The sequence below is a fragment of the Streptomyces sp. GB4-14 genome, assembly GCF_022696125.1.
GTDB lineage: Bacteria > Actinomycetota > Actinomycetes > Streptomycetales > Streptomycetaceae > Streptomyces > Streptomyces werraensis.
In genome coordinates this window covers 3,882,622-3,905,057 of sequence record NZ_RZHO01000002.1, presented here as the reverse complement: position 1 = coordinate 3,905,057, position 22,436 = coordinate 3,882,622, and the positions used below count along the sequence as shown (strand labels likewise).

Sequence of the window (22,436 nt, the reverse complement as noted above, 5' to 3'; positions counted from 1 at the left end):
ATGAGTTCCGCCGGCGCGGGGAGTCCACCCCCTGTCAGCCAGGTCAGGAGAGACCAGGTCAGGAGAGACAGTGCCTCAGCTGCTGCGCGTACAGAACTTCAACGTCTCGGCCGACGGGATCGGCGCGGGCGAGGACCAGAGCCTCGAGCGCCCCTTCGGCCATGTGGACCCCGGCAGGATGTTCGCCTGGGCGGGGGCGACCGCGAGCTGGCCCAACCGCACCGACCCCGGCGGGACCCGGGGCCTCGACGACTACTTCACCCGTGATTTCAGGAACAACATCGGCGCCGAGATCATGGGGCGCAACAAGTTCGGGCCTCAGCGCGGGCCCTGGCAGGACCACGAGTGGCGGGGCTGGTGGGGGGACGAGCCGCCGTTCCGCACGCCGGTGTTCGTGATGACCCACCATCCGCGTCCGTCGTTCACGCTGTCCGACACCACGTTCCACTTCGTCGACGGCACCCCGGAGCGGGTGCTGGAGCTGGCGCGGGAGGCGGCGGACGACAGGGACGTCCGGCTCGGCGGCGGGGTCACCACCGTGCGGCAGTTCCTCGACGCGGGTCTGGTGGACACCCTGCACGTGGCGGTGTCGCCGGTGAAGCTGGGCTCCGGGCTGCGTCTGTGGGACTCCCCGGAGGACCTGCTCGACCGGTACCACATGGAGGCCGTGCCCAGCCCGAGCGGTGTGACGCACCACCTCTTCTGGCGCAGGTGAGCGGGGCACGGGGGCCGGTGACAGGGCCGGACGACGCACGAGGGCGCCCGGGATCTCCCGGGCGCCCTCGTGCGGGGCCGACCTCGGTTACGGCAGGTTGCGCGCCATCACGATGCGCTGGACCTGGTTGGTGCCCTCGTAGATCTGGGTGATCTTGGCGTCGCGCATCATGCGCTCGACCGGGTAGTCACGGGTGTAGCCGTAGCCGCCGAGGAGCTGGACGGCGTCCGTGGTGACCTCCATGGCGACGTCGGAGGCGAAGCACTTGGCGGCGGCCCCCTGGAAGGTCAGGTCGCTGTCGTTCCGCTCGGACTTCGCCGCGGCCGCGTACGTCAGCTGGCGGGCGGCCTCGATCTTCATGGCCATGTCGGCGAGCATGAACTGCACGCCCTGGAAGTCGGCGATCGGCTTGCCGAACTGCTTGCGCTCCTTGACGTAGCCCTTGGCGTAGTCGAGGGCGCCCTGGGCGATGCCGAGGGCCTGCGCGGCGATGGTGATGCGGGTGTGGTCCAGGGTCTTCATCGCCGTGGCGAAACCGGTGCCCTCCTCGCCGATCATGCGGTGGGCGGGGATGCGGACGTTGTCCAGGTAGACCTCGCGGGTGGGCGAGCCCTTGATGCCGAGCTTCTTCTCCGGGGCGCCGAAGGAGACGCCCGGGTCGGACTTCTCCACGACGAAGGCGGAGATGCCCTTGGAGCGCTTCTCCGGGTCGGTGACGGCCATGACCGTGTAGAACTCGGACTCACCGGCGTTGGTGATCCAGCGCTTCACGCCGTTGAGCACCCAGAAGTCGCCGTCGCGGACGGCGCGGGTCTTCATGCCGGCGGCGTCGGAACCGGCGTCCGGCTCGGACAGGCAGTACGAGAACATCGCCTCGCCCTTGGCGAGCGGGGCCATGTACTTCTTCTTCAGCGCCTCGGAGCCGGAGAGGATGACCGGCAGCGAGCCCAGCTTGTTCACGGCGGGGATGAGGGAGGACGACGCGCAGACGCGGGCCACCTCCTCGATCACGATGACCGTGGCGAGCGCGTCGGCGCCGGCGCCGCCGTACTCCTCGGGCACGTGCACGGCGTGCAGGTCGTTCGCGGTCAGCGCGTCCAGGGCCTCGCGGGGGAAGCGGGCCTCCTCGTCCACCGCGGCGGCGTGCGGCGCGATCTTCGCCTCGGCCAGCGAGCGGACGGCGTCCCGGAGCATGTCGTGCTCCTCGGACGGGCGGTACAGGTCGAAGTCAGCCGATCCGGCCAAGGTCTCTCACGCTCCAAAACGCTGCGATGCTGGTCACGCTAACTACCGTTAAGTAACTCAAATGTTAGGCCTTCGCCCACGGTCGTGGATAGGTGAGCTGGGCGACAGCGGGAGAACAACCTGACGGGGGGCGTACGGGCGCCCCGGATATGCTCGGGCGCGCACGTGCCTGCCGCAGACCTCTGGAGCACCCCCATGGCCCTCAAGATCACCGTGATCGGCACCGGTTATCTCGGCGCGACCCACGCCGCGGCCATGGCCGAGCTGGGCTTCGAGGTGATGGGCCTCGACGTGGTGCCCGAGAAGATCGACAAGCTGCGCCGCGGCGAGGTCCCGATGTACGAGCCGGGACTCGAGGAGCTGCTGCGCCGGCACGTGGCCGGGATCGAGGGCTCGACCGGCCGGCTGCGGTTCACCATGGACTGGGCCGAGCTGGGCGAGTTCGGCGACGTCCACTTCGTCTGTGTGAACACCCCGCAGCGGCACGGCGAGTACGCCTGTGACATGTCGTACGTCGACTCGGCGATCGCCTCGCTCGCCCCGCATCTCAAGGGCCCCGCGCTGGTCGTCGGCAAGTCGACGGTGCCCGTCGGGTCGGCCGACCGGCTGGCCGCCTACCTCGCCGAGCACGCGCCGGCCGGGGCGGACGCGGAGCTGGCCTGGAACCCGGAGTTCCTGCGCGAGGGCTTCGCGGTGCAGGACACCCTGCACCCGGACCGGATCGTGGTGGGCGTGCGCAGCGAGCGTTCGGAGAAGCTGCTGCGCGAGGTGTACGCCACGCCGGTCGAGGAGGGCTCGCCGTTCGTCGTGACGGACTTCCCGACGGCGGAGCTGGTGAAGACGTCCGCGAACTCCTTCCTCGCCACGAAGATCTCGTTCATCAACGCGATGGCGGAGCTGTGCGAGGCCACCGGCGGCGACGTCGCCAAGCTGGCCGAGGCGATCGGGTACGACGACCGGATCGGCCGGAAGTTCCTGCGGGCCGGGATCGGCTTCGGCGGCGGCTGTCTGCCGAAGGACATCCGGGCGTTCATGGCGCGCGCCGGCGAGCTGGGCGCGGACCAGGCGCTGACGTTCCTGCGCGAGATCGACTCGATCAACATGCGCCAGCGCGGGCGGATGGTGGAGCTGACCCGGCAGGAGCTGGGCGGCGGGCCGTTCCTCGGCAAGCGGGTGGCGGTGCTGGGCGCGACGTTCAAGCCCGACTCGGACGACGTCCGCGACTCGCCCGCGCTGAACGTGGCCGGGCAGATCCACCTCCAGGGCGGCCAGGTCACGGTCTACGACCCGAAGGGCATGGACAACGCCCGCAGGATCTTCCCCACGCTCGGGTACGCCGACTCGGCGCTGGAGGCGGTGCGCGGCGCCCATGTGGTGCTGCACCTGACGGAGTGGCAGGAGTTCCGCGAGCTGGACCCGGCGGAGCTGGGCGAGGTCGCGGCCGAGCGGGTCGTGCTGGACGGGCGCAACGCGCTCGACGCGGAGGCGTGGCGGCGGGCCGGCTGGCGCTTCCGGGCGATGGGACGCCCCGGGGCCTGAGACGCGCTTCCCGCGCGAAGGGTGACGCCGGTTCGGCCGAGGCTCAGTCGGCCGAACCGGCGTCGTGTTGCATTCTGCCCCAACGGGCGCGAACGTGCCGGGACTACCCCTGCTTCGCCCGGTACCGGCGCATCTTCTCGCGGGCCCCGCACACCCGCATGGAGCACCAGCGGCCGCGTCCGGCGGGGCTGCGGTCGTAGTAGGCCCAGTGGCAGGCCGGGGACTCGCACGCCTTGAGGCGCTGCCAGGTGCCGGCCGTGACCGCCTCGGCGACGGCGGCGGCGACCCGGGAGAGCAGCGGCCCGTCGTCGACCGGCGCGAGGGCGGCGGAGCCGTCGGCGGGGTCGACCGTGACCACCAGGGGCGCACGGGCGAGCAGGTCGCCGAGCGGGACGACCGGACGGTGGGCGGGGTGGCCGGCGTGCGCGAGAAGCGTGGCCCGCAGCGACTCGCGCAGGTCGCGGGCGTCGTCGACGGTGTCCTCGGTGAGCCCGAAGGGCGCGCGGCCCTCGGGGGTGTCCAGTGCGTCGGCGCCGGTGGCGAGGTCCACCGTGTTGACGAGGTCGTGGACCAGGGTCAGCCGCCCCGGCGGGGCCGCTCTCTCGCTCATGACGCGACGGTACCTTTCCGAAATCTCCTTGCGAGGTTACCGGCTCTGCGGCAGCATGCGGTAACGGTTACCTGTAGGCCGCTTCAGGCGGTAACACGAGGAGGCAGTCATGTCCGTAGCGAAGGTGGGCGCCGTCGTCCTGGACTGTCCGGACCCGCACACCCTGGCCGGTTTCTACGCCGGTGTCGTGGGCGGCACGCCGGAGGGCGAGGGCGACTGGGTGGACCTGGCGGTCCCCGACGGCCCGACGCTGGCCTTCCAGCGGGCCGAGGACCATGTCCCCCCGCGGTGGCCCACGGCCGACCGCTCCCAGCAGTTCCACCTCGACCTGACCGTCGAGGACCTGGACGCGGCCGAGAAGGAGGTCCTGGCGCTGGGCGCGAAGCCGCTGGACACGGAGGACCGCGCGAGGACCTTCCGGGTTTACGCGGACCCGGCCGGGCACCCGTTCTGCCTGTGCGCCTGCTGAGAGCCTGACGAGACATGGAGGAACCGATGGCCCCCGTGGCACGACTGCGCAGTGTCGTCCTGGACTGCCCCGACCCGAGTGAGCTGGCGGTCTTCTACGCGGCCGTCGCCGGCGGCACGCCCGTGGCGGAGGACGAGGACTGGGTGGTCCTCCAGGTGCCCTCGGGCCCCCGCCTCGCCTTCCAGCGCGCCCCCGGCTACGCCCCGCCGGCCTGGCCGGCCGCCGACCACGACTCCCAGCAGTTCCACCTGGACTTCGACGCGGGCGGTACCTGGGACGAGGTCGACGCGGCGGAGGAGAAGGTGCTGGCCCTCGGGGCCCGCGTCCTGGACCGCGAGGACTACGAGAAGAAGGACTTCCGCGTCTACGCCGACCCGGCGGGCCACCCCTTCTGTCTGTGCCGCATCGAGCAGCCGTAGGCCCGCTCGGAGCCGGGTTCAGCCGTCGAGGGTGACGATCGTCGCCGTCGACGGCTTGCGGCGTTGTTGGGCCGTGTGGGACGTGAAGGCGGTGGCGCGGAGAACCCGTTGGACGTTCCCCCAGGTCAGGAGGGCTACGTCCGACTCCTCCCAGCCTCGGCGGAGGAGTTCCGCGATCAGGCGGGGGTAGCAGGACGGATCGCGCAGTTCCTGCGGGTGGGCGCTGCCCGTGTCGTACGTGCCGGAGAGGCCCACGGATTCCGGGCCGGCGACGGTGCGGACGTGGTCGAGGTGGTCGGCGACGTCGCGGACGGTCGGGCCGGCCTGTTCGGCGGTGAGCGGCACCAGGCACAGCCCCTTCGCCTCGCCCACCGCCGCGAGCAGGTCGTCGGGCAGGTTGGCCGGGTGCGGACGCAGGTCGCGGGCGCCCGAGCGGGTGAACAGCACCGGCGCCTTGGAGACCACGAGGGCCCGGCGGATCGTGGGGGCGGAGGCGTAGGAGAGGTCGGCGACCATGCCGAGCCGGTTCATCTCCCGCACGACCTCCTCGCCGAAGCGGGTCAGCCCGGACGGGCCCGCCCAGGAGGTGCCGGTGAGGGTGAGCACCCGGACGCCGAGGGCGTGCAGGGAGCGCAGAACGCTCAGGGAGTCGCCGAGGGCGGGCGCGCCCGCGGGGCCGAAGAGCACGGCGACCCGGCCGCAGTTGCGGGCGTCGACGACCTCCCCGGCGGTGCGGGCGGGCCGCAGCCCCGCGTCGTGGGCGGCGACGACCCCCTGCGCCAGGTCCAGCTGCTCCAGGGTCGTGGTGAGCGCCCGGCCGTCGTCGTGGCCGTCGGGCAGGTGCAGCGACCAGAACACGGCGCCGACCTGCCCCTGGCGCAGCCGCGGCAGGTCCGTGTCGACGGCGCTCTCCCCCAGGTCGAGGTCGTACCAGGGCAGTCCGCGCAGCGTCCACGGCAGGCCGCTGTAGCCGTCGCAGACGGGGTGGGCGGCGAGGACGGCCCGCGCGCGGTCGAGGGGGGCGTCGTCCGGGTCGGAGACCGGCCGGTACTCCTCCGGCCCGACGACGACCGCCTCCTGCGGGTACGGCTCGTCGGCACGGCCCACCTCGGCGGCGGTATGCAGGTCGTCCTGGAGATCGGCCATAACGGGGCTCCGTACGTCGTGACCTCGGGCGGTACGGTCACCGTCGCACGGAGCACCCGCGGGCTTCCTGGTGAACGCGGCGTTCGGGGTACGGCGGGACGCCCGCCCCCTTGCGCCGCGTCCGCCGGTCAGCCGTCGAGCGCCTCGATGGTGGCGTTGGACGGCGCGCGCGTGGCGCGCAGGTCACGGGCCACGTCCTCGGCGGCGCCGAGCACGCGGACCGCGTTCTGCCAGGTCAGCTTGGCCAGGTCGGCGCGGGACCAGCCGCGGTCCAGCAGCTCGGCGATCAGCCGGGGGTAGCCGGAGACGTCGTCCAGGCCGTCGGGTGTGAAGGCCGTGCCGTCGTAGTCGCCGCCGATGCCCAGGTGGTCGACGCCGGCGACCTCGCGCATGTGGTCGAGGTGGTCGGCGACCGTGGCCACCGTGGCGACGGGCCGCGGGCGGCTCTCCTCGAAGGCGCGGTGCAGCTTCATCGCCTCGGGGCTGGTGTCGAGGTGGTGGAAGCCGTGGGCGCGCAGGTTCTCGTCGGCGGCGGCCGTCCAGTCGACGGCGGCCTGGAGCACGAACTTCGGCACGAACGTCACCATCGCGACGCCGCCGTTGGCGGGCAGCCGCTCCAGCACGTCGTCGGGGATGTTGCGCGGGTGGTCGCAGACCGCGCGGGCCGAGGAGTGGGAGAAGATCACCGGCGCGGTGCTGGTGTCCAGCGCGTCCCGCATGGTCGTGGCGGCGACGTGGGAGAGGTCGACCAGCATGCCGAGCCGGTTCATCTCCCGCACCACCTCACGGCCGAAGGCCGTGAGGCCGCCCACGCCGGGCTCGTCGGTCGCCGAATCGGCCCACGCCACGTTGAAGTTGTGGGTGAGGGTCAGATAGCGCACCCCGAGGTCGTACAACCCCCGCAGCGTGCCGAGGGAGTTGGCGATGGAGTGGCCGCCCTCCGCGCCCATGAGGGAGGCGATACGGCCCTCCCGGCGCGCGGCCTCCATGTCGGCGGCGGTCAGCGCGGGCGCCAGGTCCCGCGGATGCCGGTCCAGCAACTGCCGTACGCAGTCGATCTGTTCCAGCGTGGCCGGCACCGGGTCGGGGGCGTCGGCGCGGACGTACACCGACCAGAACTGCGCCCCGACGCCCCCGGCGCGCAGCCGGGGGATGTCGGTGTGCAGATGGGCGGACTGGTCGCCGGCGATGTCGCGGGCGTCGAGGTCGTAGGAGACCTGTTCGCGCAGCGCCCAGGGCAGGTCGTTGTGCCCGTCGACGACGGGGAAGTCGGCGAGCAGGGCGCGGGCGTCGTCCAGAGAGGTCATACCGGCAACCCCGCTCACTTGCCGAAGCCGAAACCGGTGCCGGACCCCTCGGCCTTGGCCCGCAGCCGCTTGCCCTTCTCGGTCGCCTGGTCGTTCAGCTCCTGCTGGAACTCCTTCATGCGGCCCAGCAGTTCCTCGTCGTGGGCGGCGAGGATGCGGGCTGCGAGCAGGCCCGCGTTGCGCGCGCCGGCGACGGAGACGGTGGCCACGGGCACACCGGCCGGCATCTGCACGATGGACAGCAGCGAGTCCATGCCGTCGAGGTACTTCAGCGGCACGGGCACGCCGATGACGGGCAGCGGGGTCACGGAGGCGAGCATTCCGGGCAGATGGGCGGCGCCGCCCGCGCCCGCGATGATCACCTTGAGCCCGCGGTCCGCGGCCTGCTCGCCGTAGGTGATCATCTCGCGGGGCATGCGGTGCGCGGAGACGACGTCGACCTCGTAGGCGATCTCGAACTCGTCGAGGGCCTTGGCCGCCGCCTCCATGACGGGCCAGTCGGAGTCCGACCCCATGACGATGCCAACGACTGGACTCATTCGGTGATCGTGCCTCTCAGGTAGCCGGCTGCGTGACGGGCGCGCTCCAGCACGTCGTCCAGGTCGTCGCCGTAGGTGTTCACGTGACCGACCTTGCGGCCGGGCTTCACGTCCTTGCCGTACATGTGGATCTTCAGCTGGGGGTCGCGCGCCATGCAGTGCAGGTACGCCGAGTACATGTCCGGGTAGTCACCGCCGAGGACGTTGACCATGACCGTCCACTTCGCGCGCGGGCGCGGGTCGCCGAGCGGGAGGTCGAGGACGGCGCGGACGTGGTTGGCGAACTGCGAGGTGATCGCGCCGTCCATGGACCAGTGGCCGGAGTTGTGCGGGCGCATCGCGAGTTCGTTGACGAGGATGCGGCCGTCATGGGTCTGGAACAGCTCCACCGCGAGGTGGCCGACCACGCCGAGCTCCTTGGCGATGGTCAGCGCCATCTCCTCGGCCTTCAGCGCGAGCTCCTCGTCGAGGTCGGGCGCGGGCGCGATCACGGTGTCACACACGCCGTTGACCTGCCGCGACTCCACGACCGGGTAGGCGACGGCCTGGCCGTGCGGGGAGCGGACCACGTTGGCGGCCAGCTCGCGCACGAAGTCGACCTTCTCCTCGGCGAGCACGGGCACCCCGGCCTTGAACGGCTCGGCGGCCTCCTCGGCGGAGTCCACGACCCACACGCCCTTGCCGTCGTACCCGCCCCGGACGGTCTTGAGGACGACGGGGAAGCCCTCGCCCTCCGCCGCGAACGCCGCCACATCGGCCGGATCCGACACGATGCGGTGGCGCGGGCACGGGATGCCGATCGCGTCGAGCTTCGCGCGCATCACGCCCTTGTCCTGGGCGTGCACCAGCGCCTCGGGCCCGGGGCGGACGGGCACGCCGTCGGCCTCCAGGGCCCGCAGGTGCTCGGTGGGCACGTGCTCGTGGTCGAAGGTGATCACGTCGCAGCCGCGTGCGAAGTCGCGCAGCGTGTCCAGGTCGCGGTAGTCGCCGACGACGACGTCGCTCACCACCTGGGCCGCGGAGTCCTGCGGAGTGTCACTGAGAAGCTTGAACCTGATGCCGAGCGGGATGCCCGCCTCGTGTGTCATACGAGCGAGCTGACCGCCGCCGACCATGCCGACTACCGGGAACGTCACGCCCCCAGGGTATCCGCCCGCGCCAGGGTGGCCGATTCCCGCCCGTCCCCCGGGACGGAAGGGGCACATGATGCCCGTGCGACACGGCGTCCGCAGGAAGATCGCGCGTGCGGGTGGTTAGCATGGCGGAGTTGACGCACTCGACCGACGGGAGCCTGTGGGCGATGGAACAAGGTTCCTCGGGGCTTCGGCGGCTCTTCCGCGAAGTGGCCAAGTTCGGCGCGGTGGGGGGAGCCGGGGTTCTGGTCAACCTCGGTGTGTTCAACCTGGTCCGTCAGGCGACCGACCTCCAGGTGGTGCGCGCGAGCGTCATCGCCACGGTGGTCGCGATCGTCTTCAACTACGTCGGCTTCCGGTACTTCACCTACCGGGACCGCGACAAGTCCCGGCGCACCCGCGAGATGTCGCTGTTCCTGCTGTTCAGCGTCATCGGCCTGGTGATCGAGAACGGCGTGCTCTACACGGCGACGTACGGCTTCGGCTGGGACAGCTCCCTGCAGAGCAACATCTTCAAGTTCCTCGGCATCGGCATCGCGACGCTGTTCCGCTTCTGGTCCTACCGCTCGTGGGTGTTCCGCGCCCTGCCGGTGCGGGAGGAGCCCGTGGCGGGCGGCGGCGCCACAAGGGCCGGGGAGCGGCCCCGGCAGCGCGTGCCGTAGCGGCACTCGCGCGCCGTGCGACCGCCGCGCGTCTCAGCGGACCGTCCTGCGGGTCTCCTCGTCGGGGTCCTTCCGCGGGGGCGTGCTGGAGAGGAACAGGCCGAACACGGGCGGTTTGGCCTGGAGCATCTCCAGACGGCCGCCGTCCGCCTCCGCGAGGTCGCGGGCGACCGCCAGGCCGATCCCGGTGGAGTTGCGGCCGCTGATCGCCCGCTCGAAGATCCGCGAGCCCAGCTCGGCGGGCACGCCCGGACCCTCGTCGGTGACCTCCACGACGACCTGGTTGCCGGTGACCCGGGTGCGCAGGGCGACCGTGCCGCCGCCGTGCATCAGCGAGTTCTCGATCAGCGCGGCCAGCACCTGGGCGACCGCGCCCGGGGTGCCGACGGCCCGCAGGTCCCGCTTGCCGGAGGTGACGATGGCCCGGCCGGCGCTGCGGTAGGCGGGGCGCCACTCGGCGAGCTGCTGCTTGATCACCTCGTCGAGGTCGAAGGTGACGGCGGAGCCGGTGCGCGGGTCGCGGGAGTTGGTCAGCAGCCGCTCCACGACGTCCGTCAGCCTCTCCACCTGCGTGAGCGCGATCGTCGCCTCCTCCTTGACCGTGTCCGGGTCGTCGGTGACGGTGATCTCCTCGAGCCGCATGGACAGCGCGGTGAGCGGGGTGCGCAGCTGGTGGGAGGCGTCGGCGGCGAGTCGCCGCTCGGCGGTCAGCATGCGCGCGATGCGCTCGGCGGAGGCGTCCAGCACGTCGGCGACCCGGTCCAGTTCGGGGACGCCGTAGCGGCGGTGGCGGGGGCGCGGGTCGCCGGAGCCGAGGCGCTCGGCGGTCTCGGCGAGGTCGGTCAGCGGGGAGGCGAGCCGGTTGGCCTGCCGGATCGCCAGCAGCACCGCCGCGATCACCGCGAGCAGCGCCACCAGGCCGATGATCAGCAGGGTGCGGGCGACCTCCTCGGTCACCGAGGAGCGCGGCTCCTGGACGGTGACCGTCTCGCCCTCCTCGCCGGGCGCCGTGGCGCTGATGACGTCGCCGTCCGGCTGGGAGCCGACCTCGATGGGCGGCTTGCCGGGGATCCGGACGACGGCGTACCGGTCGTCGGGCATCTGGTCGCCGAGGATCTCGGCGGTGACCTTGTCCTCGACGAGCAGACGGCTGTCGACGATGCTGGCGAGCCGCACCGCCTCGGACTTCACGCGCTCCTTGGCGGTCTCGGTGATGGTGCGGGTCTCGACGATCACCAGCGAGACCCCGAAGACGGCGATCACGACGAGGACCACGGCGAGCGTGGACTGGATCAGACGGCGGCGCATGTCCTCTTACCCGGCGGCGGAACCCCGGCGGGGGTTCAGCTCTTCTCGAAACGGAAGCCCACGCCGCGCACGGTGGCGATGTAGCGGGGGTTGGCCGCGTCGTCGCCGAGCTTCTTGCGCAGCCAGGAGATGTGCATGTCGAGGGTCTTGGTGGAGGACCACCAGGTGGTGTCCCAGACCTCGCGCATCAGCTGGTCGCGGGTGACCACCCGGCCCGCGTCGCGCACCAGCACCCGCAGCAGGTCGAACTCCTTGGCGGTGAGCTGAAGCTCCTCGTCGCCCATCCACGCGCGGTGCGACTCGACGTCGATGCGCACCCCGTGGGTGGCGGGCGGCTGCTGCGGCTCGGCGGCGCCGCGCCGCAGCAGGGCCCGGACCCTGGCCAGCAGTTCGGCGAGGCGGAACGGCTTGGTGACGTAGTCGTCGGCGCCCGCGTCCAGGCCCACGACGGTGTCCACCTCGTCGGCGCGCGCGGTGAGGATCAGCAGGGGGACCGTGTGCCCCTCGGCGCGCAGCCGGCGGGCGACCTCCAGGCCGTCCATCCCCGGCAGCCCGAGGTCCAGCACGACCAGGTCGACGCCGCCCTGCATTCCGGCGTCCAGGGCGCCGGGTCCGTCCTCACGCACCTCGACTTCGTAGCCCTCCCGGCGCAGGGCGCGGGCCAGCGGCTCCGAGATGGACGCGTCGTCCTCGGCGAGCAGTACACGGGTCATGCGGATGATGGTAGACCCGTGGCCCGAGCCGCAGGGGTGTGATCGGCGGGCTCGGTTCTTACCGGTGTCTCACCCGATTCTCACCGCCCGGACCCCTGGTACGGACCTGCGGGTGCGAGGTGCGATGCTGAGCAGACCTTCGAATAGGCGATCACGGTTCCTTCGAAACCTGTGATTCGCGTCTCAAGTCCTTCCATATCCGGCAGTGTCCTGCCGTATGGTGAAGCAACGCCTGTTGCACCACGGGGACCTTCGGCGGCAGTTGACGCTGAAGGTCTCTTTTGTGTGCGGGCCGGCACACGCTGCCGGTCCCTGAAGGAATGACCTGTGGCCGGGCCTTCGCCGCGCGTCGACGCACGGCGGGGGCGTGGATCCCGGTGGTCGCCGTCCGCCGCTCCGTGATCCGGAGCGGCACCCCCCAGGCGTGGGGCGGACGGTACGGCCCGCCGGTGCCGGCCAACCCCCACCGGGCGCGTACCCGTCTCGCGCGACGCGTCCCGACAGCAAGGAACGACCATGGCGTCCAGCCTGACGAAGGACTCGGTCACCCCGGGCACCCCCGGTTCCGAGAAGACCTTCTTCGGCCACCCCCGCGGACTGGCCACTCTCTTCATGACCGAGATGTGGGAGCGTTTCTCCTACTACGGCATGAGGGCTCTGCTCCCGCTGTACCTCGTCGCTCCGGGCGGTCTCGGTCTGAGCGCGGGCACCGCCACCGCCATCTACTCGGTGTACCTGTCGCTGGTGTACCTGCTCGCCATGCCCGGCGGCTGGTTCGGCGACCGGGTCTGGGGCCCCCGCAAGACCGTCGCCGTCGCCGGCGGCGTCATCATGCTGGGCCACCTGACGCTGGCCCTGCCCTACTCGGGCACGTTCTACGGCGGCCTCGGCCTCGTCGCGATCGGCTCCGGTCTGCTGAAGGCCAACATCTCCACGATGGTCGGCCAGCTCTACCAGGGCCCGGACGACCCGCGCCGGGACGGCGGCTTCACCGTCTTCTACATGGGCATCAACCTCGGTGCCTTCGCCGCGCCGCTGATCATCGGCACCATCGGCGAGAGCGTCAACTGGCACCTGGGCTTCGCGCTCGCCGCGCTGGGCATGGGTCTGGGCGTCACACAGTTCCTGCTGGGCAGCCGCCACCTGGACCCGCAGTCCAGCGTCGTCCCGAAGCCGCTGTCGGCCGAGGAGAAGGTCTCCACGCTGCGCAAGGCCGCGCTGTGGGCGGGCATCGCCGTCGTGGCGTACGCGATCGTCGGCTTCTCCGGCAACTACACCCTGAACTGGATCCTGGTCCCGCTGACCCTGCTCGGCGTGATCATCCCGGTGATGGTGCTGGCGCGCATCAAGCGCGACAAGGACCTCGACCGCACCGAGCAGTCGAAGATGTCCGCGTACATCTGGTTCTTCGTCGCCGCGGCGATCTTCTGGATGATCTACGACCAGGGCGGCTCGACCCTGTCGATCTTCGCCGACTCGTCGGCCGAGAACAGCGTGCTCGGCTGGGACTTCCCGGTCTCCTGGTACCAGTCGGTCAACCCGGTGCTGATCATGGCGCTGGCCCCGGTCTTCGCCTGGATCTGGCTCGCGCTGAACCGGCGCGGCAAGGAGCCGAGCACGATCGTGAAGTTCGCGTCCGGTCTGATGCTGGTCGGCGTCTCGTTCTTCCTGTTCCTCGCCCCGCTGTCGATCGCCGAGGGCGGTCACAAGGCGGCCGCGCTGTGGCTGGTGGCGATCTACTTCATCCAGACCGTCGGCGAGCTGCTGCTCTCCCCGGTCGGCCTGTCGGTCACCACGAAGATGGCGCCCGCGAAGTACGCCTCGCAGATGATGGGCGTCTGGTTCCTCGCCGTCACCGCCGGCGACGCCACGACGGGCCTGCTGTCCATCGCGGGCGTCGACCTCAACAAGACGGGCATCGTCGCCCTTGAGGCGGCCCTCGCGGTCGTGGCGGGCTTCGCGATCTGGATGTACCGCAACAAGGTGAAGTCCCTGATGGGAGATGTCCGCTGACGCGGACGCCACGCATCCCGCACCCTTGAACGAAGGGCCCCCGGCCGATCCGGCTGGGGGCCCTTCGGGCGTGGGGGCGCGCTTCGGCGCGGCGGGTGGTGCGCGGGGCGGGGGGCGCGCTGTTCTGCGCCGTTGGGCTGGGGGCCTTTCGTCGTGTGCGGGCCGTCCAGGGCCGGTCGCGCAGTTCCCCGCGCCCCTTGCGGGGTGCCGATGCGCGGGCGAGGTTGCGCGGGGCAGGGGGGTCGCGCTGTTCAGCGCCGTTGGACTGGGCGCCTTTCGTCGTATGCGGGCCGTCCAGGGCCGGTCGCGCAGTTGCCCGCGCCCCTGGCGGGGCGCCGATGCGCAGGCGGGGTTGCGCAGGGCGCGGGGGTTCGCGCTGTTCTGCGCCGTTGGGCTGGGGGCCTTTCGTCGTGTGCGGGCCGTCCAGGGCCGGTCGCGCAGTTGCCCGCGCCCTTGCGTGGGGGCCTGGGGTCTGCTGGGGCGACCGGGGTGGCTGGAAGGGGCTCAGGTGGGGCCTGGGAAGGCGCGGGGCGGGTGCGGGCGGGTCCCGGGGTCTTGCGGGCGCTCAGGCTCGTACAGCGGTTGTCCGCCGGAAAGGGAGCGGCCTCCGAGGGACCCTCTGCGGTTCCTGGAGGCCGGTGCGTGCCGGGTGCCGGGAGGTGAGCCTGCGACTACGCCGGGGTGCCGAGTTCCGCCCAGACCGTCTTGCCCGCCACGTCGGGGGTGCGCTGCACGCCCCAGTCGAGGCAGAGGCGCTGGACGATGAACATGCCGTGGCCGCCGGGGCGTCCCGCGCGGTGGGGTGTGCGGGGGGACGGCTGGCCCGTGCCCCGGTCGGTGACCTCGAGGCGGATCACCTTGCGGTCGCTGGTGATGGTCAGCAGGTCCGGCCCTTCGGCGTGCAGGCACGCGTTGGTGACCAGCTCGGAGACGACGAGCAGGACGTCCTCGGCGGCGGCCCGCCGGTCCGCCGTGGCGGCCGGCAGCCAGCCCCAGTCGTACAGCGCCTGCCGCGTGAAGTCCCGGGCGAGCGGCACGACCCCGCTCTGGTCCTCGAAGCTCAGCCGGCGCACCAGTGCGCCGGCGGGCGGCCCCGGAGGGGACGCCGGCTCGGCGGTCGGCGCGGCCACGCCGCCGTCCGGGACACCCGCGGCCGGTGCAGCGCCCCCGGACACCCCGGAAGCGCCGCTGGGCTCCGGACCGCGGTCGCCCGGCGAATAGGGCCGGGTGGTGCTCATCAGCGCTTCACCTCACCGTGTCACCAGTTCACAATGCGAAATCTTCCGTACGCGGCCGGTCACCCGCGGACGGCCCGAAGGGTTCTCGGCGTCCTCCCGACCACCGCGTCCGGGACGTACAGGAAGTCTCCTGCCCGACCCGTCCGACGGAACACCCCCGTATTCGCACGAAAAGACGCGCCGGGAACCCCCCGCCGTCGGCGGGGGCGGCACGACCGCCCCGCCGGGCCTGCCCGCCCGCATCACGCCGAATCGTCGGCCAGGGCCGCCTCGAGCGTGTCGTGGACGGCGAACACCGCGTCCGCTCCCGTGATCTCGAACACGCGCGCGACGACGGGCTGCATGCCCACGAGGGCCACCCCACCGCCACCCGCCTCGGCCTTCAGCCGGGCGCCCAGCAGCACGTTCAGCCCCGTGGAGTCACAGAACTCCAGCCGGGAGCAGTCGATGACAAGCCGCTTGAAACCCTTGGCGAGACAGTCCTCCAGTGGCTCCCGCAACAGATCGGCGGTGTGGTGGTCCAACTCACCCGCCGGGGTCACGACGGCACTGGGGCCCTCTTCTCGCACCTCGACCAGAAGCCGGCCCGACTGTGCGCTGCCGACCGTCCCGCGGTCCATGCCGTCTCTCTCTCCCGAGGTCGTGGCTGTTCCTGACGCTCTCGAACATTACGCCTTCCGGCCACGCATCGACACTCTAACAATCACGCACAAACGGACATAACCGAACAGAACGCACTTGCGGCATGCTCCGAGCAGCCGATAGGGCTAGTAAAGACCCGTACCCGACACGGCCGGCTTTGGAGGCGCCGCACACCGCAGTGCACGTATCGGCTTCGGCAGCCATATGCCGAGAACGATGGAGGACATCATGTCACCCCGGCTCGACGCATCGCCTACCCGAGAAGCGACGTCGACACCCCCTCCGGAACATCTGGATCCCATCATCGAGCAGGACGGCCTGGGAGTCGTCCAGGACGGCCCACTCGCCGGGCTCCCGGAGATCCCCCCGTACGACGAGGTGGGCCCGGTCGACGCCCGGGCCCTGTCCAAGACCCTGTTCGAGCGCCTGGAGTCGCTCGACGAAGGCAGTCACGAGTACTCGTACGTACGCACCACGCTCGTCGAACTGAACCTCGCCCTGGTCAAGTTCGCCGCCTCCCGGTTCCGCTCCCGCAGCGAGCCCATGGAGGACATCATCCAGGTCGGCACCATCGGCCTGATCAAGGCGATCGACCGCTTCGAGCACACGCGGGGTGTGGAGTTCCCCACCTTCGCGATGCCGACCATCATCGGCGAGATCAAGCGCTTCTTCCGCGACACCTCGTGGTCCGTGCGCGTACCGCGCCGCCTGCAGGAGCTGCGGCTGGACCTGGCCAAGGCCGGTGACGAACTGGCCCAGCAGCTCGACCGCGCGCCGACGGTGGCCGAGCTGGCGGACCGGCTGGGCATCACCACCGACGAGGTCGTCGAGGGCATGGCCGCGTCGAACGCGTACACCGCCTCCTCCCTGGACGCCCAGCCCGAGGAGGACGACGCCGAGGGCGCGCTGGCCGACCGGATCGGTTACGAGGACCACGGGCTCGAAGGCATCGAGTACATCGAGTCGTTGAAGCCGCTGATCGCGGAACTGCCCGCGCGGGACCGTAAGATCCTGTCGCTGCGGTTCGTCGCCGGCATGACCCAGTCGGAGATCGGCGAGGAGCTCGGCATCTCCCAGATGCACGTCTCCCGTCTGCTGTCCCGGACGCTGGTGAAGCTGCGCAAGGGCCTCACGGTCGAGGAGTGATCCCGGCCGCGTGACGTCCGTCCTCCGCAGGGCGGCCCGGAGGGTCCGGGCCGCCCTTCAGGGGTTCGAGGGCGTTTCGGCGCCCTCCCGGACCACCCGTACGCCCCTGCGCCACACGTCCGTGACCAGCGGGACGCCCGGCCGGTAGGCCAGGTGCACGTGGCTGGGGGCGTCCAGCAGCACCAGGTCCGCGTACGCGCCCGGGACGAGCCGGCCCACGTCGGTGCGCCGCAGCGCCGCCGCGCCGCCCGCGGTGGCCGCCCAGACGGCCTCGTCGGGCGTCATCCCCATGTCCCGCACGGCGAGCGCGACGCAGAACGGCACCGACGAGGTGAACGACGAACCGGGGTTGCAGTCGGTGGAGAGCGCCACGGTCGCCCCCGCGTCCAGCAGCCGCCTGGCGTCCGGCCAGGCCGCCCTGGTGGAGAACTCCGCGCCGGGCAGCAGCGTCGCGACGGTCGCGCTGTTCGCCAGCGCGTCCACGTCGGCGTCGGTGAGGTGGGTGCAGTGGTCGGCGCTGGCCGCGTCCAGCTCGACGGCCAGCTGCACACCGGGGCCGTACGAGAGCTGGTTGGCGTGGATACGCGGGTGCAGCCCCTTCGCCTTGCCGGCGGTGAGGATCGCGCGGGCCTGGTCGCCGTCGAAGGCGCCCTTCTCGCAGAACACGTCGATCCAACGGGCGTGCGGGGCGCAGGCGTTCAGCATCTCGCCGGTGACCAGGGCGACGTAGCCGGCCGGGTCGTCGGCGAACTCGGGGGCGACGATGTGCGCGCCGAGGAAGGTGACCTCGTCGGTGTGGCGGGCGGCCAGGCGCAGGGCGCGCGCCTCGTCCTCGACGGTCAGTCCGTAGCCGGACTTGGTCTCGAAGGTCGTGGTGCCCTGGCGGAGCGCCTCCGCGAGGTGGCGCGTGAGGTTGGCCTCCAGCTCCCCGTCGCCCGCGGCGCGGGTGGCGGCGACGGTGGTGCGGATGCCGCCCGCGCTGTACGGGCGGCCCGACATGCGGGCGTTGAACTCCTCGGTGCGGTCCCCCGCGAACACCAGGTGGGAGTGGGAGTCCACGAAGCCGGGCAGGACCGCGCGGCCGCCCGCGTCGACCCGGTTGTCGGTGGCGGGTGCTTTGCCCGACTCGCCGGTCCACACGACGCGGTCGCCCTCGATGACGACGGCCGCGTCCCGGACCAGCCCGAGGGGGTCCGGGGCGCGGAGGGAGGGGTCGTTGGTGACCAGCGTGCCGATGTTGGTGATGACGGTGGCGCTCATGGTGTCCTCACGGGTCGCGTGCTCATGGGTCGTCAGGCGCGCAAGTCCTGGATCGCCTGCGCGAGGGCTCCGGGCACGTCGGGGACCAGTGTGTGCGCCCAGTCGCGCACCACGTGCCGGCCTGCCACGACCGTGTGCCGCACATCGGCGGCCGTCGCCGCGAATACGGCCGTCTCGGCGCCCAGCCGGGGCGGCGGCCCCGCCGTCCTGACCGAGTCCAGCGCGACGGTGGTGAGGTCGGCGCGCGCCCCGGCCTCGATGACGCCGGTGTCGTCCCAGCCGAGCGCCGCGTGCCCGTCGACGGTGGCCGCGCGCAGCAGGGCGGCGGCCGTCCAGTGACCGCGGGTGCGGGTGCGCAGCCGCTCGTTCAGCTCCATCGCGCGCGCCTCCTCGAAGAGGTCGACGACGGCGTGGCTGTCGGAGCCGAGGCTGAGCGGGGAGCCCTCGTTCTGGAGGGCCGCGGCGGGTCCGATGCCGTCGGCGAGGTCGCGTTCGGTGGTGGGGCACATGCAGGTGCCGGTGCCGCTGCCGCCGATCAGTGAGACGTCCTCGGCGGTGAGGTGGGTGTTGTGCACGCCGGTGGTGCGCGGCCCGAGCACGCCGTGCAGGGCGAGCAGCTGGGCCGGGGTGCAGCCGTGCGCCTCCCGGCAGGCGTCGTTCTCGGCGGTCTGCTCGGACAGGTGCACGTGCAGCGGGGCGCGGCGCTCCTCGGCCCAGCGCGCCACCGTCGACAGCTGCTCCGCGGGCACGGCCCGTACGGAGTGCACGGCCGCGCCGATCCGCGCGTGGTCCCGGTCCTTGAGAAGTGAGGAGCGTGCGGCCCAGGCCTCCGCGTCGCCGTCGGAGAAGCGCGACTGGTGCGCGGTGGGCGGCCGGCCGAAGCCGGAGGAGAGGTAGGCGGCGTCGAGGAGGGTGATCCGGATGCCGGCCTCGGCGGCGGCCGCGAGCAGCGCCTCCCCCATGGCGTTGGGGTCGGCGTAGGGCGCGCCGCCGGGCGCGTGGTGCACGTAGTGGAACTCGCCGACGGTGGTGATCCCGGCCAGCGCCATCTCGGCGTACACGGCGCGGGCGAGCGCGTGGTAGCTGTCCGGGGTGAGCCGCTCGGCGGTCGCGTACATGACCTCGCGCCAGGTCCAGAAGGTGCCGGAGCCGACCTGGACGGTGGAGCGCAGGGCGCGGTGGAAGGCGTGGCTGTGGGCGTTGGCCAGCCCCGGGAGGGTCAGTCCGCGCAGGATCTCGGCGCCGGGCGGGGGCGCGGGGACGCCGGTGCGGACGGCTGCGATGCGTCCGTCCGTCATGTCGAGGGCGACGCCTGGCTCGACGTGCGTGCCGAGCCAGGCGTGTTCCAGCCAGTACGTCCGCGGGGTGGCGGTCACGGGGAGGCCAGTCCTTCCAGTACGTCGGCGAGGGCGAGGACCCCGGCCACGCAGTCGTCCTCGGCGGCGAACTCGGCCGGGGAGTGCGAGACGCCGGTGGGGTTCCGTACGAACAGCATGGCGGTCGGGACGCGTCCGGCGAGGATTCCCGCATCGTGTCCCGCGCCGGTGCCGAGGACGGGCACCTTCAGGCCGGCGTCCTTGCCGAGGATGCGTGCGAGCCGGTCGCGCAGGGCGTGGTCGAACTCGACGACGGGGGTGAAGGACTCGCGCTCCACGTCCAGCTGGACGCCGTGGGCGGCGGCGTACGCGCGGGCGGCCCGCTCCACCCCGCCGACCACCGCGTCCAGGCGCTCCTGGTCACAGGCCCGGGAGTCGAGCCAGCCGCGCACCAGGGAGGGCACGGCGTTGACGCCGTTCGGTTCGACGGCCATCTTGCCGAACGTGGCGACCCCGCCCGCCTGTTCGGCCTCCCGGCGGGCGGCGAGGACGGTCTCGGCGTACGGCAGCATCGGGTCGTGCCGGTCGGCGAGCCGGGTGGTGCCGGCGTGGTTGGCCTCGCCCCGGAAGTCGAACCGCCAGCGGCCGTGCGGCCAGATCGCGGACGCGACGCCGACCCGGTCGCCGGTCAGGTCCAGCGCCCGGCCCTGCTCGACGTGCAGCTCGACGAACGCGCCGATGCGGCCGAGGCGTACGGGGTCGGGGCCGAGGGCGTCCGGGTCGTGGCCGGCGGTCTCCATGGCCTGCGGGAGGGTGATGCCGTCGGCGTCGGTGAGGCGGTGGGCCTGGTCGACGGTGAGCGCGCCCGCGGTGAGCCGGGAGCCGACGCAGGCGAGTCCGAAGCGGGCGCCCTCCTCGTCGCCGAAGTTGACGACGCCGAGCGGCTTGGCCGGCCGGACGCCGCGGCGGCGCAGTTCGTCGAGGGCGGCGAAGGCGGAGACGACGCCGAGGGGGCCGTCGAAGGCGCCGCCGTCGGGCACGGAGTCCAGGTGCGACCCGGTGACCACGGCGTCCCCCTCGGCGGGGTCGCCGAGCCAGGCCCACTGGTTGCCGTTGCGGTCCACCTCGTAGGTGAGGCCGCGGCGGCGGGCCTGCTCGCGGAACCAGTCCCGGCAGTCGGCGTCGGCGCCGGTCCAGGCGAACCGGCGGTAGCCGCCGCTCGCGGAGTTCCGTCCGACGGGCAGCAGTTGCCGCCACATCTCGTGGAAGGAGTCCTGCTCGGGCGCGGGCCGGACGGAGCGCTCCGCGGCGGCCGGGACGGGGCGGGTCATGCCTGCTCGCCCTCACGCATGGGGATGCGCACACCGCGCTCGTCCGCGACCGACTCGGCGATGTCGTACCCGGCGTCGACGTGCCGGACGACGCCCATGCCGGGGTCGTTGGTGAGCACGCGGCGGATCTTCTCGCCGGCCAGGGCGGTGCCGTCGGCGACGGTGACCTGGCCCGCGTGGAGGGAGCGGCCCATGCCGACGCCGCCGCCGTGGTGGACCGACACCCAGGAGGCGCCGGAGGCGACGTTCACCATGGCGTTGAGCAGCGGCCAGTCGGCGATGGCGTCGGAGCCGTCGAGCATCGCCTCGGTCTCCCGGTAGGGGGAGGCGACGGAGCCGCAGTCGAGGTGGTCGCGGCCGATGACGACGGGCGCGGACAGCTCGCCGCTCGCGACCATGTCGTTGAAGCGCTCGCCGGCCTTGTCGCGCTCCCCGTAGCCGAGCCAGCAGATGCGGGCGGGCAGGCCCTGGAAGTGCACCCGTTCCCCGGCCATCTTGATCCAGCGGGCGAGGGACTCGTTCTCCGGGAAGAGGTCCAGAACGGCGCGGTCGGTCCGCGCGATGTCGGCGGGGTCGCCGGAGAGTGCGGCCCAGCGGAAGGGGCCCTTGCCCTCGCAGAACAGCGGGCGGATGTAGGCGGGGACGAAGCCGGGGAAGGCGAACGCCCGCTCGTACCCGGCGAGCTGGGCCTCGCCGCGGATGGAGTTGCCGTAGTCGAAGACCTCGGCGCCGGCGTCCTGGAAGCCGACCATCGCCTCGACGTGCCGGGCCATGGACTCGCGGGCGCGCGTGGTGAAGCCGGCCGGGTCCTTGGCGGCCGCGTCGGCCATGTCCTCGAAGGCCGTGCCGAGGGGCAGGTAGGCGAGGGGGTCGTGGGCGGAGGTCTGGTCGGTGACGATGTCGATGGGCGCCCCCATGGCGAGGAGCTGCGGGACGGCCTCCGCCGCGTTGCCGAGGACGCCGATGGACAGCGGGCGGCGGGCGTCGCGGGCCTCGGTGGCGAGCCGCAGCGCGTGGTCCAGGGAGTCGGCCTTCACGTCGAGGTAGCGGTGCTCGAGGCGGCGGTCGATGGCGCGCGGGTCGCAGTCGACGCAGATCGCCACGCCGTCGTTCATGGTGACCGCGAGGGGCTGGGCGCCGCCCATGCCGCCGAGTCCGGCGGTGAGGGTGACGGTGCCGGCGAGGGAGCCGCCGAAGCGCTTGGCGGCGACGGCGGCGAAGGTCTCGTAGGTGCCCTGGAGGATGCCCTGGGTGCCGATGTAGATCCAGGAGCCGGCGGTCATCTGCCCGTACATGGTCAGGCCGAGCTGCTCCAGGCGGCGGAACTCCTCCCAGTTCGCCCAGTCGCCGACCAGGTTGGAGTTGGCGATGAGGACGCGCGGCGCCCACTCGTGGGTCCGCATCACGCCGACGGGGCGGCCGGACTGGACGAGCATCGTCTCGTCCTGCTCGAGGGTCCTGAGCGTGCGGACCATGGCGTCGAAGGAGCGCCAGTCGCGGGCCGCCTTGCCGGTGCCGCCGTAGACGACGAGCTTGTCGGGGTGCTCGGCGACCTCGGGGTCGAGGTTGTTCTGCAGCATCCGCAGGGCGGCCTCCTGCTGCCATCCCAGGGCGCTCAGCTCGCTGCCGCGCGGTGCTCGGACGGGACGAGGTCCTGACATGGGGTGCCTCCAGGTGGCCACACG

Annotated in this window: 21 protein-coding genes; 7 read left to right on the top strand and 14 right to left on the bottom strand. The window is 72.3% G+C overall.

The annotated features are described in order from the left end of the window. Positions 1-70: 70 nt before the first annotated feature. Positions 71-715, top strand: a complete 645-nt coding sequence (locus ELQ39_RS19270) for a dihydrofolate reductase family protein (protein WP_242593018.1) — start codon at positions 71-73, stop codon at positions 713-715. A gap of 87 nt (positions 716-802) precedes the next feature. On the opposite strand, the gene ELQ39_RS19265 is transcribed toward ELQ39_RS19270, so the two are convergent. After that, entirely contained in the window at positions 803-1,960 is a 1,158-nt protein-coding gene (locus ELQ39_RS19265) for an acyl-CoA dehydrogenase (RefSeq protein WP_242593017.1), read from the bottom strand. A 195-nt stretch (positions 1,961-2,155) separates the two neighbouring features. Between ELQ39_RS19265 and ELQ39_RS19260 the strand changes: the two genes are divergently transcribed. After that, complete coding sequence (locus ELQ39_RS19260) at positions 2,156-3,499, top strand: UDP-glucose dehydrogenase family protein (RefSeq protein WP_019527168.1); 1,344 nt, start codon at positions 2,156-2,158, stop codon at positions 3,497-3,499. Positions 3,500-3,602: 103 nt separating this feature from the next. Here the strand turns inward: ELQ39_RS19260 and ELQ39_RS19255 are convergent, their stop codons facing one another. Continuing rightward, positions 3,603-4,109: a CGNR zinc finger domain-containing protein gene (locus ELQ39_RS19255; protein WP_242593016.1), complete on the bottom strand. Its 507-nt coding sequence runs from the start codon at positions 4,107-4,109 to the stop codon at positions 3,603-3,605. Between the two features lie 109 nt (positions 4,110-4,218). Here ELQ39_RS19255 and ELQ39_RS19250 point away from each other — a divergent pair, with 109 nt between their 5' ends. Continuing rightward, complete coding sequence (locus tag ELQ39_RS19250; protein WP_242593014.1) at positions 4,219-4,578, top strand: VOC family protein; 360 nt, start codon at positions 4,219-4,221, stop codon at positions 4,576-4,578. Between the two features lie 26 nt (positions 4,579-4,604). Next, positions 4,605-4,997: a VOC family protein gene (locus ELQ39_RS19245; protein WP_190002737.1), complete on the top strand. Its 393-nt coding sequence runs from the start codon at positions 4,605-4,607 to the stop codon at positions 4,995-4,997. A gap of 18 nt (positions 4,998-5,015) precedes the next feature. Here ELQ39_RS19245 and ELQ39_RS19240 read toward each other — a convergent pair whose 3' ends face one another. From ELQ39_RS19240 to ELQ39_RS19225, 4 genes are all read right to left on the bottom strand, one after another. Beyond that, positions 5,016-6,143, bottom strand: a complete 1,128-nt coding sequence (locus ELQ39_RS19240) for a dipeptidase (RefSeq protein WP_242593012.1) — start codon at positions 6,141-6,143, stop codon at positions 5,016-5,018. A gap of 128 nt (positions 6,144-6,271) precedes the next feature. Beyond that, the gene (locus tag ELQ39_RS19235; protein ID WP_242593011.1) at positions 6,272-7,450 is read right to left on the bottom strand and encodes a dipeptidase; all 1,179 of its coding nucleotides are present in this window, start codon (positions 7,448-7,450) and stop codon (positions 6,272-6,274) included. A 14-nt stretch (positions 7,451-7,464) separates the two neighbouring features. Beyond that, positions 7,465-7,989, bottom strand: a complete 525-nt coding sequence (gene purE / locus ELQ39_RS19230) for a 5-(carboxyamino)imidazole ribonucleotide mutase (protein ID WP_190002740.1) — start codon at positions 7,987-7,989, stop codon at positions 7,465-7,467. Beyond that, positions 7,986-9,125, bottom strand: coding sequence for a 5-(carboxyamino)imidazole ribonucleotide synthase (locus ELQ39_RS19225; RefSeq protein ID WP_190002741.1), 1,140 nt, complete (start codon positions 9,123-9,125; stop codon positions 7,986-7,988). Before ELQ39_RS19225 ends, purE begins: the two co-directional genes overlap by 4 nt. A 164-nt stretch (positions 9,126-9,289) precedes the next feature. Between ELQ39_RS19225 and ELQ39_RS19220 the strand changes: the two genes are divergently transcribed. Further along, positions 9,290-9,784 carry a GtrA family protein gene (locus ELQ39_RS19220; RefSeq protein ID WP_190003088.1) on the top strand — a complete coding sequence of 165 codons (495 nt, stop codon included), beginning with the start codon at positions 9,290-9,292 and terminating at the stop codon, positions 9,782-9,784. Between the two features lie 33 nt (positions 9,785-9,817). Here the strand turns inward: ELQ39_RS19220 and ELQ39_RS19215 are convergent, their stop codons facing one another. Both ELQ39_RS19215 and ELQ39_RS19210 read right to left on the bottom strand, forming a co-directional pair. Then, on the bottom strand, positions 9,818-11,092 hold the full coding sequence (locus tag ELQ39_RS19215) for an ATP-binding protein (protein WP_190002742.1): 1,275 nt from the start codon (positions 11,090-11,092) through the stop codon (positions 9,818-9,820). A gap of 35 nt (positions 11,093-11,127) precedes the next feature. Further along, a complete protein-coding gene (locus tag ELQ39_RS19210) occupies positions 11,128-11,805 on the bottom strand; it encodes a response regulator transcription factor (RefSeq protein WP_019522689.1) in 678 nt (225 codons plus the stop codon). 516 nt (positions 11,806-12,321) lie between these two features. Here ELQ39_RS19210 and ELQ39_RS19205 point away from each other — a divergent pair. Continuing rightward, a complete protein-coding gene (locus ELQ39_RS19205; protein WP_225644165.1) occupies positions 12,322-13,818 on the top strand; it encodes an oligopeptide:H+ symporter in 1,497 nt (498 codons plus the stop codon). 671 nt (positions 13,819-14,489) lie between these two features. Here the strand turns inward: ELQ39_RS19205 and ELQ39_RS19200 are convergent. Both ELQ39_RS19200 and ELQ39_RS19195 read right to left on the bottom strand, forming a co-directional pair. Next, positions 14,490-15,056, bottom strand: coding sequence for an ATP-binding protein (locus ELQ39_RS19200; protein WP_190002744.1), 567 nt, complete (start codon positions 15,054-15,056; stop codon positions 14,490-14,492). Positions 15,057-15,298: 242 nt separating this feature from the next. Then, entirely contained in the window at positions 15,299-15,676 is a 378-nt protein-coding gene (locus ELQ39_RS19195) for an STAS domain-containing protein (RefSeq protein WP_019522686.1), read from the bottom strand. 250 nt (positions 15,677-15,926) lie between these two features. Between ELQ39_RS19195 and ELQ39_RS19190 the strand changes: the two genes are divergently transcribed. After that, positions 15,927-16,844, top strand: a complete 918-nt coding sequence (locus ELQ39_RS19190) for a SigB/SigF/SigG family RNA polymerase sigma factor (protein WP_190002745.1) — start codon at positions 15,927-15,929, stop codon at positions 16,842-16,844. Positions 16,845-16,901: 57 nt separating this feature from the next. Here the strand turns inward: ELQ39_RS19190 and hutI are convergent, their stop codons facing one another. Genes hutI through hutU form a run of 4 tightly spaced genes read right to left on the bottom strand, consistent with a single transcriptional unit; the run spans position 16,902 to position 22,412 of the window. After that, positions 16,902-18,104 carry an imidazolonepropionase gene (gene hutI, locus ELQ39_RS19185; protein WP_242593009.1) on the bottom strand — a complete coding sequence of 401 codons (1,203 nt, stop codon included), beginning with the start codon at positions 18,102-18,104 and terminating at the stop codon, positions 16,902-16,904. Between the two features lie 32 nt (positions 18,105-18,136). Continuing rightward, entirely contained in the window at positions 18,137-19,480 is a 1,344-nt protein-coding gene (locus tag ELQ39_RS19180; protein WP_242593006.1) for a formimidoylglutamate deiminase, read from the bottom strand. Continuing rightward, on the bottom strand, positions 19,477-20,751 hold the full coding sequence (locus ELQ39_RS19175) for an allantoate amidohydrolase (protein WP_242593004.1): 1,275 nt from the start codon (positions 20,749-20,751) through the stop codon (positions 19,477-19,479). Before ELQ39_RS19175 ends, ELQ39_RS19180 begins: the two co-directional genes overlap by 4 nt. Then, complete coding sequence (gene hutU, locus ELQ39_RS19170; protein ID WP_242593002.1) at positions 20,748-22,412, bottom strand: urocanate hydratase; 1,665 nt, start codon at positions 22,410-22,412, stop codon at positions 20,748-20,750. The genes ELQ39_RS19175 and hutU overlap by 4 nt, the downstream gene beginning before the upstream one ends. Positions 22,413-22,436 lie beyond the last annotated feature (24 nt).

Excerpts from the sequence above, each read along its gene's own strand:
- ELQ39_RS19260 (WP_019527168.1), top strand. The coding sequence starts at position 2,156 with ATGGCCCTCAAGATCACCGTGATCGGCACCGGTTATCTCGGCGCGACC.
- ELQ39_RS19255 (WP_242593016.1), bottom strand. The coding sequence starts at position 4,109 with ATGAGCGAGAGAGCGGCCCCGCCGGGGCGGCTGACCCTGGTCCACGAC.
- ELQ39_RS19250 (WP_242593014.1), top strand. The coding sequence starts at position 4,219 with ATGTCCGTAGCGAAGGTGGGCGCCGTCGTCCTGGACTGTCCGGACCCG.
- ELQ39_RS19245 (WP_190002737.1), top strand. The coding sequence starts at position 4,605 with ATGGCCCCCGTGGCACGACTGCGCAGTGTCGTCCTGGACTGCCCCGAC.
- ELQ39_RS19240 (WP_242593012.1), bottom strand. The coding sequence starts at position 6,143 with ATGGCCGATCTCCAGGACGACCTGCATACCGCCGCCGAGGTGGGCCGT.
- ELQ39_RS19235 (WP_242593011.1), bottom strand. The coding sequence starts at position 7,450 with ATGACCTCTCTGGACGACGCCCGCGCCCTGCTCGCCGACTTCCCCGTC.
- purE (WP_190002740.1), bottom strand. The coding sequence starts at position 7,989 with ATGAGTCCAGTCGTTGGCATCGTCATGGGGTCGGACTCCGACTGGCCC.
- ELQ39_RS19220 (WP_190003088.1), top strand. The coding sequence starts at position 9,290 with ATGGAACAAGGTTCCTCGGGGCTTCGGCGGCTCTTCCGCGAAGTGGCC.
- ELQ39_RS19215 (WP_190002742.1), bottom strand. The coding sequence starts at position 11,092 with ATGCGCCGCCGTCTGATCCAGTCCACGCTCGCCGTGGTCCTCGTCGTG.
- ELQ39_RS19210 (WP_019522689.1), bottom strand. The coding sequence starts at position 11,805 with ATGACCCGTGTACTGCTCGCCGAGGACGACGCGTCCATCTCGGAGCCG.
- ELQ39_RS19205 (WP_225644165.1), top strand. The coding sequence starts at position 12,322 with ATGGCGTCCAGCCTGACGAAGGACTCGGTCACCCCGGGCACCCCCGGT.
- ELQ39_RS19200 (WP_190002744.1), bottom strand. The coding sequence starts at position 15,056 with ATGAGCACCACCCGGCCCTATTCGCCGGGCGACCGCGGTCCGGAGCCC.
- ELQ39_RS19195 (WP_019522686.1), bottom strand. The coding sequence starts at position 15,676 with ATGGACCGCGGGACGGTCGGCAGCGCACAGTCGGGCCGGCTTCTGGTC.
- ELQ39_RS19190 (WP_190002745.1), top strand. The coding sequence starts at position 15,927 with ATGTCACCCCGGCTCGACGCATCGCCTACCCGAGAAGCGACGTCGACA.
- hutI (WP_242593009.1), bottom strand. The coding sequence starts at position 18,104 with ATGAGCGCCACCGTCATCACCAACATCGGCACGCTGGTCACCAACGAC.
- ELQ39_RS19175 (WP_242593004.1), bottom strand. The coding sequence starts at position 20,751 with ATGACCCGCCCCGTCCCGGCCGCCGCGGAGCGCTCCGTCCGGCCCGCG.
- hutU (WP_242593002.1), bottom strand. The coding sequence starts at position 22,412 with ATGTCAGGACCTCGTCCCGTCCGAGCACCGCGCGGCAGCGAGCTGAGC.